General features: G+C 72.4%; 13 protein-coding genes. 1 reads left to right on the forward strand and 12 read right to left on the reverse strand.

What is annotated here, in order from left to right; all coding sequences use genetic code 11:
- Nucleotides 1-112: 112 nt before the first annotated feature.
- The 11 genes from EDF24_RS19020 to EDF24_RS04020 all read right to left on the reverse strand — a co-directional run bounded on the left by EDF24_RS19020 (nucleotide 113) and on the right by EDF24_RS04020 (nucleotide 11,065).
- Nucleotides 113-469, reverse strand: a complete 357-nt coding sequence (locus EDF24_RS19020; protein ID WP_165931315.1) for a monovalent cation/H(+) antiporter subunit G — start codon at nucleotides 467-469, stop codon at nucleotides 113-115.
- Nucleotides 466-795, reverse strand: a complete 330-nt coding sequence (locus tag EDF24_RS19025; protein ID WP_165931314.1) for a sodium:proton antiporter — start codon at nucleotides 793-795, stop codon at nucleotides 466-468. Before EDF24_RS19025 ends, EDF24_RS19020 begins: the two co-directional genes overlap by 4 nt.
- A complete protein-coding gene (locus EDF24_RS03980; RefSeq protein ID WP_165931313.1) occupies nucleotides 792-1,376 on the reverse strand; it encodes a Na+/H+ antiporter subunit E in 585 nt (194 codons plus the stop codon). The genes EDF24_RS19025 and EDF24_RS03980 overlap by 4 nt, the downstream gene beginning before the upstream one ends.
- On the reverse strand, nucleotides 1,373-3,025 hold the full coding sequence (locus EDF24_RS03985) for a Na+/H+ antiporter subunit D (RefSeq protein WP_123655321.1): 1,653 nt from the start codon (nucleotides 3,023-3,025) through the stop codon (nucleotides 1,373-1,375). The genes EDF24_RS03980 and EDF24_RS03985 overlap by 4 nt, the downstream gene beginning before the upstream one ends.
- A complete protein-coding gene (locus EDF24_RS03990; RefSeq protein WP_123655322.1) occupies nucleotides 3,022-3,402 on the reverse strand; it encodes a Na(+)/H(+) antiporter subunit C in 381 nt (126 codons plus the stop codon). The genes EDF24_RS03985 and EDF24_RS03990 overlap by 4 nt, the downstream gene beginning before the upstream one ends.
- Nucleotides 3,399-6,293 carry a Na+/H+ antiporter subunit A gene (locus EDF24_RS03995; RefSeq protein ID WP_123701169.1) on the reverse strand — a complete coding sequence of 965 codons (2,895 nt, stop codon included), beginning with the start codon at nucleotides 6,291-6,293 and terminating at the stop codon, nucleotides 3,399-3,401. The genes EDF24_RS03990 and EDF24_RS03995 overlap by 4 nt, the downstream gene beginning before the upstream one ends.
- Nucleotides 6,294-6,446: 153 nt before the next feature.
- On the reverse strand, nucleotides 6,447-6,959 hold the full coding sequence (locus EDF24_RS04000; RefSeq protein WP_123701170.1) for a hypothetical protein: 513 nt from the start codon (nucleotides 6,957-6,959) through the stop codon (nucleotides 6,447-6,449).
- 58 nt (nucleotides 6,960-7,017) lie between these two features.
- Nucleotides 7,018-8,241, reverse strand: coding sequence for an ABC transporter permease (locus tag EDF24_RS04005; RefSeq protein WP_123701171.1), 1,224 nt, complete (start codon nucleotides 8,239-8,241; stop codon nucleotides 7,018-7,020).
- On the reverse strand, nucleotides 8,238-8,924 hold the full coding sequence (locus tag EDF24_RS04010; RefSeq protein ID WP_123655326.1) for an ABC transporter ATP-binding protein: 687 nt from the start codon (nucleotides 8,922-8,924) through the stop codon (nucleotides 8,238-8,240). Before EDF24_RS04010 ends, EDF24_RS04005 begins: the two co-directional genes overlap by 4 nt.
- A complete protein-coding gene (locus EDF24_RS04015) occupies nucleotides 8,921-10,009 on the reverse strand; it encodes an efflux RND transporter periplasmic adaptor subunit (protein WP_148070784.1) in 1,089 nt (362 codons plus the stop codon). The genes EDF24_RS04010 and EDF24_RS04015 overlap by 4 nt, the downstream gene beginning before the upstream one ends.
- A 120-nt stretch (nucleotides 10,010-10,129) precedes the next feature.
- On the reverse strand, nucleotides 10,130-11,065 hold the full coding sequence (locus EDF24_RS04020; protein ID WP_123701173.1) for a zinc-binding alcohol dehydrogenase family protein: 936 nt from the start codon (nucleotides 11,063-11,065) through the stop codon (nucleotides 10,130-10,132).
- Between the two features lie 72 nt (nucleotides 11,066-11,137).
- On the opposite strand from EDF24_RS04020, the gene EDF24_RS04025 reads away from it, so the two are divergent.
- Nucleotides 11,138-11,551: a MarR family winged helix-turn-helix transcriptional regulator gene (locus EDF24_RS04025; RefSeq protein ID WP_123701174.1), complete on the forward strand. Its 414-nt coding sequence runs from the start codon at nucleotides 11,138-11,140 to the stop codon at nucleotides 11,549-11,551.
- 84 nt (nucleotides 11,552-11,635) lie between these two features.
- On the opposite strand, the gene EDF24_RS04030 is transcribed toward EDF24_RS04025, so the two are convergent.
- Nucleotides 11,636-12,385: an SDR family NAD(P)-dependent oxidoreductase gene (locus tag EDF24_RS04030; RefSeq protein WP_123701175.1), complete on the reverse strand. Its 750-nt coding sequence runs from the start codon at nucleotides 12,383-12,385 to the stop codon at nucleotides 11,636-11,638.
- Nucleotides 12,386-12,419: the final 34 nt, after the last annotated feature.

Consider the following 12,419-nt stretch of genomic DNA (forward strand, 5'->3'; position numbering starts at 1 on the left):
GAGACGCCCCCGAGTCCGCGAGACGCCTCCGAGTCCACGAAACGCCTCCGAGTCCACGAAACGCCCCCGCAGTGGGCGGCGTCTCGGACGCCGGCGCAGCAGCGCGGGGCGCCTAGGACTCGGTGTCGTCGACGAGCAGGTCCTCGTGGCGGTAGTCGCCCGAGCGGACACCGGCGCGGGCGATCATGTGCGTCGACACCGGCACCAGGAACAGCTGGAACACCATGATCGGCAGGACCACCCAGAGCGCGGTCCACGTCCACACCGCGACCACGATCGCCGCGAGCCCGAACGCCAGGCCGAGCACCTGCGGCTTCGCCATCGCGTGCAGCCGGACGAGCGGGTCGGGGAACCGGACGATGCCGACGCCGGCGCCGAGGGACAGCAGGGACCCGACGAGCAGCAGCCCGAGCGCGATCCACGCCCGGACGCCGGCCGCGTCGATGAAGGACTGCAGGATCTCGGTCACCGCTCGCTCCGTTCCGGGGTCGTCACGTCGGTTCCGTCGTCGGAGGGGTCCGACGACGGCGTGACCGCGCGTGCGACGGCGATGGTGGCGAAGACGCTCGTCGCGGCGATCACGACCAGGACGGGCACCGCGGTGAGGTCCCGTCGGATCACCATCGCGGCGGCGATCACCACGAGCACGGTGGTCAGGACCATGTCGGATCCGATCATCCGGTCGAGGATCGTCGGTCCGCGGACGATGCGGAACACGGCCAGCGCGAGCGTCGCACCGAGCAGGGCGAGCACCAGCGCGATGCCGATCCCCATGACGACGACGGCGGCGCTCACCGGGTCACCTCCGGCAGCGGCTCGGACAGCTCGGAGACGTCCTGCTTGGAGCCGAGTGCCTTGATCACGAGCGTCTCGATCCCGAGCGCCTCACGCTTCGCGGCTTCCACCTGGCGCTCCTGTTCGGTGTCGAGGACGTGCAGGAGCAGCCGCCGTCGTCGGAGGTCGACGTCCGCGACGTAGGAGCCGGGCACGAGCGACACCGCGAGCGTCGCCAGGGTGAACGTCATCTCCGAGGTGGTGTGCATCTGCACGAGCACGATCGAGCTGCGCCGGACGCCCCGGGGACGGAACGCGACCCAGGCGACCCGGAACGACGCCGCGATGACGAGTCCGGACCAGATGATCAGGAACCAGACCGTGTGCACGACGGAGAACCGTGCCGACAGCGGGACCGGCGGCAGCGGCAGCGCCTGGGTCACGAGCAGCGCGACGACTATGCCGCAGAGCAGGGTGAGCGGGGTCCAGGATCCCCAGAGCAGTGCCCACAGGACCGTCAGTCCGGCGACGAGCGGCACGTCGTACCGCCACGCGACGGCGATCCGTCGGGCGTTCGTGATGCGTCGGGTGTCGTTCGTCACGGGCGCTCCCCGAGGACGGCCTGCACGTACTGCACCGGGGACTCGAGCGACTCCGCTGCGCGGGTCGCGTAGCCGTAGAGCGGTCCGGAGACGACGGTGAGGGCGACGGATCCGAGCACCGCGATGGTGGTGACGCCGACCAGCATGCGGGGCAGGCGGGTGTGCTCCGGACTGGAGGCCGTGCTCACCGCCGCCGGTTCCGTGACGGTCACCGAGCCTCCCGTCAGCACCGTGCCGTCGGTCTCGGAGACCGTGACGGGTGCCGGCTCCGGAGCACGGAGGTGCTCGTGCGGCTCGGCGACCGAGGCGTGCGGCGCCGCCGCCTCGGCTGCGGGCTTCGGCCGCCAGAAGGCGGCGTCCCAGACGCGCATCAGCGCGTAGAGGGTCAGGAGCGAGGTGACGACCCCGGCGCCGATGGTGACGTAGGCCATCGGGCTGCCGTCGAGCGCCGCCGCGCGGAAGAGCCCGAGCTTGCCGATGAAGCCGGAGAAGGGCGGGATGCCGCCGAGGTTGAACGCCGGGACCAGGTAGAGCGCCGCGAGGAGCGGAGCGGCCTTCAGCAGCCCACCGAGCGACCGGGTCGAGGTGGTGCCGCCGACGCGCTCCATCAGCCCCGACACCAGGAACAGCGTGGTCTGCACGACGATGTGGTGCACCGTGTAGAAGACCGCGGCGGCGGTGCCGGCGACGGAGCCGAGCCCGATGCCCATCACCATGAACCCGATGTGGCTGATCAGCGTGAAGGAGAGCAGCCGTTTGACGTCGGTCTGCGACACCGCCCCGAGCACGCCGACGACCATCGTCAGCGTCGCGACGACGAGCAGGACGGTGTTGAGCTGCGGCTGCGGGAAGATGATCGTCTCGAGGCGGATGATCGCGTAGATGCCGACCTTCGTCAGCAGGCCCGCGAAGACCGCGGTGACCGGTGCGGGCGCGGTCGGGTACGAGTCCGGCAGCCAGAACGCCAGCGGGAACACCGCGGCCTTGATGCCGAACCCGATGAGCAGCATCGTGTGGAGCAGCAGCTGCACGTGCTCGGGCAGCGCCGCCATCCGCTCGCTGATCTGGGCGATGTTGACGGTGCCGGTCGCGCCGTAGACGAGCCCGATCGCGGAGAGGAAGATCGCCGACGCGATGAGGCTCGTCACGATGTACGTCGTGCCCGCCCGGACACGCTGCTCGCTGCCGCCGAGGGTGATCAGCACGTAGCTCGCCACGAGCAGCATCTCGAACGCCACGTAGAGGTTGAACAGGTCACCCGCGATGAACGAGTCGAGCACGCCGGCCGCGAGGACCAGGTAGGTCGGGTAGAAGATCGTCACCGGGGCTTCGCCGTCGTCCGCCGCCAGACCCTGGCCGATGGAGAACAGCAGCACGATGAGCAGCACGCTCGCGGACACGGTCAGCAGCAGTGCGCTCAGCCGGTCGACCACGAGCGAGATGCCGTACGGGGCGTCCCAGCCGCCGACCTGGACCACGATCGTGCCGTGCTGGTCGACGAGCACCATCAGCGTCGCGGCGACCGCCAGGGCGATGACGAGCACGCCGACCGTGATCGCGCGCTGGAGCTTCTGGTGCCGGAGCAGCCCGAGCGCGACCGCGGCCCCGAGGAGCGGCACGAGGACGAGGAGCGGGACGAGGGAGGTCATCGGGACTCCTCTTCTGCGTCGGCGGCGGATCGCTCACGGCGGATGGCGACGTCGGCCTCGTCCACCTCGACCTCGTCGGCGCGGGACAGCGTCCACGAGCGGTGGATGAGTGCGAGGAGGAAGGCGCTGACGGCGAAGGTGATCACGATCGCGGTGAGGGCGAAGGCCTGCGGGAGCGGGTCGGTGATGCCCTTCGAGGACTTCCCGATGGGCGGGTCGCCGGCCGCGCCGGACATCACGAGCAGCAGCAGGTTGAGCGCGTTGCCGAGGAGCAGGAACCCGAGGAGCATCCGGGTCAGGGAGCGTTCGAGCAGCAGGTACACGCCGGCGGCGAAGAGGACGGCCATCGCGATGACGAGGACGAGCGTGATGGTCATGCGGTGACGCCTTCCTGCTCCGGGTTGCCCTCGATCGTGTCGTTCGTGGGGACGCGGGAGTCCTCGAGGCGCTGCCGGTCCACCTCGGCGCCGAGGCTGCGCAGCACGTCGAGCACCAGGCCGACGACCACCAGGTAGACGCCGATGTCGAAGAACGTGGCGGTGACGAACTCGACGTGCCCGAGCACCGGGACGGTCGCCTCGAAGAACTCGGAGTACAGGGCTTCCCGGCCGAAGAACAGCGGCACGATCGCCGTGACGGCGGCCGTGGCGACGCCGAGCCCGAGCAGGCGTCCGGCGCGCACCGGGGCGGCGGCGCCGAGCTCGGCCGGACCGCCGGCGAGGTACCGGGCGGCGAGGGCGATGCCCGCGACGAGACCGCCGGCGAACCCGCCGCCCGCAGCGTTGTGGCCGGCGAAGAGCAGGTAGACCGACAGCACGATGAGCCCGTGGAACAGCAGGCGCACGACGACGTCGAGGAGTGCTGAGCGGCCAGTCGGCAGCGCGGCGCTGGTCGGCAGCCAGGCGCGGGGTTCGCCGTCCGGGCGGTGCTTGTCGTTCGTGACGTCGTTCGCCAGGTCGCGGAGGCGGGGGAGGGTGTCCTCCCGGGAGTTCACGAAGATGAGGCTGGCGACCCCGGTGGCGGCGGCGACGACCACGGTGAGCTCGCCGAGGGTGTCCCAGCCGCGGAGGTCGACGAGCGCCACGTTGACGACGTTCAGCCCGTGCCCGAAGGAGCTCGTCAGCGCGGGGATGTCCGGCCAGATCGGCTCGGCGGTCCGGGCCGAGGCCGCGACGATGACGACGATCGCCAATGTGACGCCGGCGAGGGCGGCGAACAGGGCTCGGAGCAGCCGGAAGCGCGACGGGTTCGCCGTCGCGATGCGCGGGGGCAGGCGTCGGAGGACGAGGACGAACGCGATGAGCGTCACGGTCTCGACGACGAGCTGGGTGAGCGCGAGGTCGACGGCGCCGTGCAGGACGAACAGCACGGACATGCCGTAGCCGGTGACCCCGACCAGGACGGCGGCGGCGAACCGGGTCTTGGCGGTGGTGACGGCGATCGCGGCGACCGACATCACGAGCACGACGGGGATCTGTCCCCACGAGTCGGCGAACCGGATCGAGAACTGCCACGGACCACCGAGCACCAGGTTGGCGAGCGCCCCGGCGACGAACACCGAGAGGATCACCGTCAGGTAGTAGGGGAGCGAACCGCGCTGCAGGCCGGCGGTGATGGCCGTGGCGCCGCGGTCGAGCCCGCGCATCACGTGCCGGTACGTGTTCGCGGCGCTCGGGAACCCGGCGAGGCGGTGCTGGAGCGCCTCGACCCGGGAGCGGGCGGCGAACAGGGCCAGTCCGCCGAGGAGCGTGATCGCGGAGATGCCGAGCGCCGGCTCGAGTCCGTGCCACAGCGCCAGGTGCGGCACCGCTTCCGCTCCGGACATCGACGCCGCGGTGGCTGCTGGTTCGATGCCGTGGGCGACGACCGGGGTGAACAGCCCGAGCGCGAGCCCGGCCAGGCCGAGGATCGAGGGCACGACGCCGAGGCCGTGCAGGGCGTGCGGTTCGGTGGGCTCGACACCGGGCTTCGTGCCGAACGCGCCCCAGAGGAAGCGCAGCGAGTAGGCGACGGTGAGGATCGACCCGACCGTGATGCCGACGAGCGCGAACCACGCCCAGCCCGACCCCGGGCCGTGCAGCGCCTCGATGAAGCCCGTCAGTACGGCTTCCTTCGCGACGAAGCCGATCGTCGGCGGGATGCCGGCCATCGACACGAGCGCCAGCACGGCAACGGTCGTGAGCCACGGCATCTTCCGGCCGAGCCCGCTCAGGGCGCCGAGGTCACGGGTCCCGGTGACGTGGTCGATGGTGCCGACGACGAGGAACAGCGTCGACTTGAAGGTCGCGTGCGCCACGAGGAGCGCGACCCCGCCGAGCGCGATCGCCGGCGTGCCCCACCCGGCGGCGAGCACGAGGAAGCCGAGCTGGGCGACGGTGCCGTACGCGAGCAGCAGCTTGAGGTCGTTCTGCCGGAGTGCCCGGTACCCGCCGATCACCATGCCGAGCACCCCCAGCACCGTGATGGTCTCGCGCCAGCCCTCGAGCAGTGCGAACGCGGGGGCGAGCCGGGCGACGAGGTAGATGCCGGCCTTCACCATCGCCGCGGCGTGCAGGTACGCGCTCACCGGGGTCGGGGCCGCCATCGCCGCTGGCAGCCAGAAGTGGAACGGGACGATGGCGGACTTCGTCAGCGCGCCGGCCAGGATCAGCACCACCGAGACGGTGACGATCGTGCCGGTCGGTGCGTCCGCGATGATGGCCGAGAGCCGGGTCGTGCCCGCGGTCACGGAGAGCATCACGAGGCCGGCCAGCATCGCGAGCCCGCCGGCGGTGGTGACGACGAGGGCCTGCATCGCGGCTGCCCGGCTCGCCCGCTTCGCGGCGTCGTGCCCGATGAGCAGGTACGAGAAGACCGTCGTCGCTTCCCACAGGACGAAGAGCACGATGACGTCGTCGGCGATCACCAGGCCGTACATCGACCCGGCGAAGGCGGTCAGGACCCCCGCGAAGCGGCCGAGCCCCGGCTCGTCGGGGCCGAAGTAGGACGCGCAGTAGACGAGCACGAGCGCGCCGACGACCGACACCACGAGGGCGAGCACCCAGGACAGGGCGTCGACGCGGAAGGCGATCGACAGGTCGAGCTGCGGGATCCACGTGAACGACTCGGAGACGCCACCGTGCAGCGCCCGGTCGGTCTGCGCGAGCGTGAGGACCGCGGCGGCAGCGGGTGCGAGCGCCGCGACGTAGAAGACGCGACGGCCGAGCAGCGGCGTCAGGGCCGGGACGACGAGGGCGATGACGGCGAACGCGACGAGGACGGTGACCATGGGGCGCCTCCTCGGGGTCGGGCGTGCAAGTCCGGCTCTGGGTGGCTCACAGGCTACCGAGAGCCGGATGGGGAGAACCTGAACGACCGGACAGCTTACTGTCGCGGTGGCAGGCTCTCCCCATCACTGTGCTCCCGATCGGGAGTCGTCGTGTCAGTCCTTCTTCCGATCGATGCCGTTCTTGCGGAGCGTGTCGTCGAACACGTCCGAGCTCTTCTCCGAGCACGTGTTGAACTCGTCGTCCGTGATGCCCTCCGGCATCTGCGACCCCGGGACGTCGCTGGGCGGCACGGTGTAGCCGAGGGAGCGGAAGCACTTGTCGAGCGCAGCGCCCATCGCAGCGGACGCCGCCTTCACCGCCGGGTCGTTCTCGTCGAGCACGCCGGGCATCTCGCCCGCGTCCTCCGAGCACTTCGTCCAGGCGTCCTTCGCCGCCTGGGGCGCACCGGGCTGCTGCAGGCTCTCGTCGTCCGGGTCGAAGCCCGCGTCCGAGAAGCACTTGTCGACGTCGGCGAACCACTTGGAGCGCTGCTGGTCGTCGGTGCCGCTCGACGCCGACGACTTCTCGGTCGGGGCGGGCCCGGCCGCAGAGCAGCCGGTGAGTGCCACGGCGGTGAGCAGCAGCCCGGCTGCCGTGGCGATGGTGGAGGTCCGGATGGAGCGCATGGTGGTTCCTTCGATCTGTGTACGGGGTCGTTGGGTGGTGTGTCCGCGCGGTCGCGGGTCAGGACGCGAGCGCCACCGTCGGGGGTGTCCGGGCTGCGCGCATCGCGGGGTAGGCGCCGGCGAGTGCACCGATCGCGAGGGTGGAGGCGAGGCCGATCGCGAACGCGCTCCACGGGACGACGAACGCCCACCCGTTGCCCGCCGCGACGGCCGCGACGACGCCCGAGCCGATCCCGACGCCGAGCACGCCGCCGGCGAACGAGAGCAGCAGCGCCTCGACGACGAACTGCGTCCGGACGTGCCGTCGTGTCGCACCGAGCGCGCGGCGCAGTCCGATCTCCCGGCGCCGTTCGAGCACCGCGATGACCATCGTGTTCGCGACGCCGATCCCGCCGACGAGCAGCGCGACGCCGCTCAGGCCGACGAGCATCCCGGAGAACGCACTGTCCGCGGCGTCGCGGGCGGCGAGCGCGTCGGACGGGCGGGAGATGGCCACGTCGCCGGGGGAGCCGGGCAGCAGAGTGCCGGCGACCTGGTCCCGGAGTGCTGCGACGGTCTCGTCGGTCGATCGTTCGAACAGGATCGTGGGTCGTCCGTCCCACCCGATCGTCCGCGCGGTCGTCCGGTCCACGAAGGCGCTCGTGTCGAGGTCCGGTGCCAGCGGGAGCGGGCCGAGCACACCGATGACCGTCACCGGGGTGTCCCCGGCCAGGACCTGCGCACCGGGCCCCGTGATGCCGAGGCGTTCCGCGGCGAGCGAGCCGAGCACGACCGTGCCGAGCCCGTCGGACGCGCGGTCGTGCCATCGTCCGGCGGCGACCGAGGCGTTCAGGAGCGGGGCGAGTGCGTCGTCCGCGGTGCCGACGGTCAGCGCTCCCGTCTCGGCGCGGTCGATCAGCGCGCTGCGGTAGAGCTTCGTGTGCAGGTCCGCGTACCCGGCGGCGCGTTCGACACCGGGGAGACGGTCGATCCGCGCCGCCGAGTCCTCCGGCAGCTGGACGGCCGTCCTCGCCTGCGCGTCGGGGACGGCGCGCAGCAGGTTCGTGCCCAGTCGGTCGAGTTCGGCGTCGAGGGCGGCGCGGCTCGAGGTCGAGATGCCGACGACGGCGATCATGGCGGCGATGCCGATGGCGATCCCCAGCGCGGAGAGCACCAGGCGGCCAGGGCGTGCACGCAGACCGGCGACGCCGAGCAGGACCGAGTCGGATCGGCGGAGCCGCGACGGCGTGAGTCCGGCGGCGGTCGCGGAGAGCCGACGTGCCACGGCGGACCGGCGGCTCATGCTGCGCTCCGCTCATCGGCGACGACGGCGCCGTCGCGGATCGCGATGCGTCTCGGGAGCTGTGCGGCGAGCGCGGTGTCGTGCGTGATCACGACGATCGCCGTCCCGTCGGCGTTCAGCTCGTGGAGGAGGTCGACGATCGACGCGCCGGAGCGCTGGTCGAGGTTCCCGGTGGGTTCGTCGGCGAGGACGAGCGGCGGGGAGGCGACCAGGGCGCGGGCGATGGCGACGCGTTGCCGCTCACCGCCGGACATCTGGTTCGGCCTGTGGGTCGTCCGGTTCCCGAGGCCGACACGTTCGAGCATCTCCCGCGCGCGTTCGTGACGCTCGTGGCGCGGGGTGCCCGAGTAGAGCAGGCCGTCGGCCACGTTGCCGAGCGCGGAGACGCCCTCGGCCAGGTGGAACTGCTGGAAGACGAACCCGATGCTCCCGGAACGGAGCGCCGAGAGCGCACCGTCGTCCAGGCGCGCGATGTCGTGCCCGGCGATCTCGACCAGCCCCTCGTCGGCCCGGTCGAGCGTGCCGACGACGTTGAGCAGGCTCGACTTGCCCGAGCCGGACGGCCCGACGATCGCGACGAGCTCGCCCTCGTCGACCCGGAGCGACACGTCGTCGATCGCGGTGACGGGTGGGGACCCGTAGTGCTTCCGCACGTGCTCCAGCCGGATGATCGCGGCGGTCATCGGGGGACCACCACGCGTTCGCCGGCGCGCAGGCCCTTCGTGACGGCGACCGAACCGGCCGCACTCTCCCCGAGTTCGACGGTCTTCGTGCGGACGGTGGTGCCGGTCAGCACCTGGACGCCGTACGTGTCGTGCCCCGTCGCCAGGACGGCCTCGACCGGGACGACGAGGGCATCGCGGATCCCGGGGGTGGCGATGTCCACCCGGACGTCCACGTCGGAGGCGTCACCGGCAGCGGCGTCGTCGTCGAGCGCCAGGGTGATCGGCACCCGCGGCGAACCGGTCTCGTCCTCCTCGGGCTGCTCGGGCTGGCCGACGCTCCGGATCTTCGCGGGGACCGCCTTGCCGTCGGGCAGCGTCACGGTGGCCGTGCCGCCGGCGTGCACGGACGACCGTTGTTCCGGGGTGATCGTCGCGGCGACCGCGCGGGTGCCGGTGGCGAGCGTCGCGACCTCGTCACCCGCGGCGATCGTCGCCCCGGCGGTGAGCGTGGTGGAACCGACACGGAGGTCGTCCGGCATGAAGAGCACGTCCCCGAGCGCGATCGTCCCGCTCTGCGGGGCCCCGAGCGACTTCTGCCAGCGCTCGACGGCGGCACCGGTCACCGCGGTGAACTCCTCGTCGACGAAGCCCGGGTCGAACCCGGCGTCGCGGAGCGCCTGTTCGAGCTGCCGCACGTCCGGACCCTTCGCCATCCCGGCCGCGAAGGGACGCCAGGACGGCAGCGCCCCGCGGAACACGGTGACCGGGCGGTCGTCGATGCGGAGCAGGGTCGCCCCGGGGGTGAGCACCGTCCCGGGGACGGGCGGCGCGGTGACCGTCCCTCCGCGCTGTGCAGTGACCGGGCCGCGGGAGTCGTAGCCGAGGGTGCCCCGCGAGGTGACCGTGCGGTCGACGCTCTTCCGCTCGACGACGGCGGTGGTGGGCTTCGGCCCGGTCGCGGCGTCGGCATCGCCGCCGGGTGTGACGGCCAGGACCGCTCCGGCGCCGGCGAGCCCGAGTGTCACCGCGACGGCGGTGCAGATGATCATGGTGCGGCCGCGTCGGTGTGCTCGTGCCGGACCGGTGGGCGTGTGCTCGTCCATCGGTGTCGTCTCCTCCCGGACGGCGAGGTGCCGTTCCGAGAGGACAGTCAACGGTGGAGGGCGTTGCGTCCGTGTGTGGTGTCGCTGGACCCCGGATCCGTGCGGTACCGGACCGGCCGCTCAGCGCACCAGCGCCGTGCGGCCGTCGCCTGCGGCCGACCAGGCCGCCTCGACGTCGCGCATCGGCACGGCGGCCGCGTCCACGGCGATCGTGCCGTCCGTGATCGCCGCCACGATGCCGGGGAGCTCCGCGACGAACGCGCCCGTGCCGACGGAACCCTGCCCGCTCCCGACGATGGTCAGGCCGGACGCACGGAGCGCGGCGGACGGGATCGGGGCCTCCGGACCGGCGGTGGAGCCGATCGCGATCCAGTCGAGCCGGATCCCGCGCTCCCGCCGTGCCGTGACGATGGCCGCCATCGCCGCCGCCGCGGGTGCGCCCCAGACGTAGTCGATGACGACGTCGACGTCGGACGCCGCTGTGGCGAGGCCGTCGACGTCGTCGAGCGGCACGACGACGTCCGCGCCGATGGCCGGCAGCGCTGCGAGACGGTCTGCGTTCCGGCCGCTCGCCACGACGTGCGAGGCTCCGAGGTGCTTCGCGACCTGGACCGCCGCACGACCCGAGGCGCCGGTGGCGCCGAGCACCAGGACGCGGGCACCGTCCGGGAAGTCGATCCGGCGGCGGAGCGCGACCCAGGAGGACATCACCGGGTTGACGCCGGCCGCGATGGACACCGGGTCCGCGCCGTCCGGCAGGACGACGCTGGCACGAGGGTCGACGGCGACGCGCTCGGCCATCGAGCCGCGGGTGTCGGACTGCACGGCGAAGTACCGGAGCGTGCCGTCCGGGAACCGGCCGACGCCGTCGACGCCGGGCACGAGGGGCAGTGCGCCCTCGCTCGTGTAGTGGGAGCCGGACGCCTGCGAGCGGACGCGGGGGTGCAGGCCGGCGGCGACGACCTCGACGAGGACCTCGTCGGGGGTCGGGGTCGGCTCGGGGAACTCCGCCCAGGTCGGAGCGGTGTCGAAGCGGGTGACGACGGATGCGTGCATGATGTGCTCCTTTGGTTCGTGTTACGAATCAAAGTAGTTCGCATCACGAACATCGTCAAGTAGGCTGCGTGCATGGACACCAGCGAGCAGGACCGCCTCGTCGACGCCCTCGGGCACGCGGCGTTCACGACGATGGGCGCGCTGACCGACCTGGCGGCGGACGCCGGCCTGTCGCTGACGCAGCTCCGGGTGCTCGCGATCCTGCGGGACCGGCGGCTCCGCATCGGGGACCTGGCGGAGTACCTCGGCCTCGAGAAGTCGACGATGACCGGGCTCGTGGCCAGGGCGTCGCAGAAGGGCCTGCTCGCGCGGGAACCGAACCCGGACGACGCCCGCGCGGTGGACGTGGTGCTCACCGACCGTGGGCACGAGGTCGCGCTCGCGCTGGAGTCGGCGATGCGCGACGCCCTCCTGCCCCTCACCGAGCGGCTCCCCGCGGCCGACCGCCGACGACTCCGCGAGCTCCTGGAGCGGATGCTGCGCTGATCAGCGCCAGCGCCAGCGCCAGCGCCAGCGCCAGCGCAGCGGCCGCGCCGGCGCCGGCGCCGGCGCCGTCGGCCCCGCGAGCCGCTACCGACCGTGCGCCCGCGACGGGATCTGCGTGGCGAGCTTGCCGCCGGACACGTCGAGCAGCGTCCCCGTGATGTACGACGACGCGTCACTCGCCAGGAACACCAGCAGGTCGGCGACGTCGTCCGGGGTCTCCCACCGCCGGAGTGACAGCGTGTCGAGGAGCCGGTCCTGCGCCTCGGCGGGCATCGTCGCGAAGCCGTTCATCGCCGTCGGCACCATCCCCGGCGCGTACGCGTTCACCGTGATGTCCCACGGCCCGAGCTCCGAGGCCAGCACCCGGGTGAGCGCCACGACCGCGGCCTTCGACGCGGCGTACGCGGCGCTCCCGACGCTCGGCACGATCGCCGCGAAGGACGCCGCGTTGATGATCCGGCCACGGCCGGCCCGCTGCATGACCGGTGCGACGGCCTGGCTCATCAGGAAGGTCCCGCCGAGGTTCACGTCCATGCACCGCTGCCACGCGTCCCACTGCAGGTCGGCGACGAGGCCGTCGACGTTGATGCCGGCGTTGTTCACCAGGACGTCGATGGTCCCGTGTCGTTCGACGACGACGTCCACCGCCGCGCGCACCGACGCCGGGTCGGCGACGTTGCAGACGACGTGGTCGGGGGAGTCCGGTCCGTCGAAGGCGAGGTCGAGGGCGACGACCCGTGCTCCCTCGGCGCGGAACCGGGTGGCGAGCACGCTGCCGATCCCGCGGCCGGCTCCGGTGACGACGACCACGCGGTCGCTGAGGTCGAGGTGCATCGTCGCTCCCTTCGACCGGCGGACGTCGCCGGCC

The sequence above is a fragment of the Curtobacterium sp. PhB130 genome, assembly GCF_003755165.1.
Lineage (GTDB): Bacteria > Actinomycetota > Actinomycetes > Actinomycetales > Microbacteriaceae > Curtobacterium.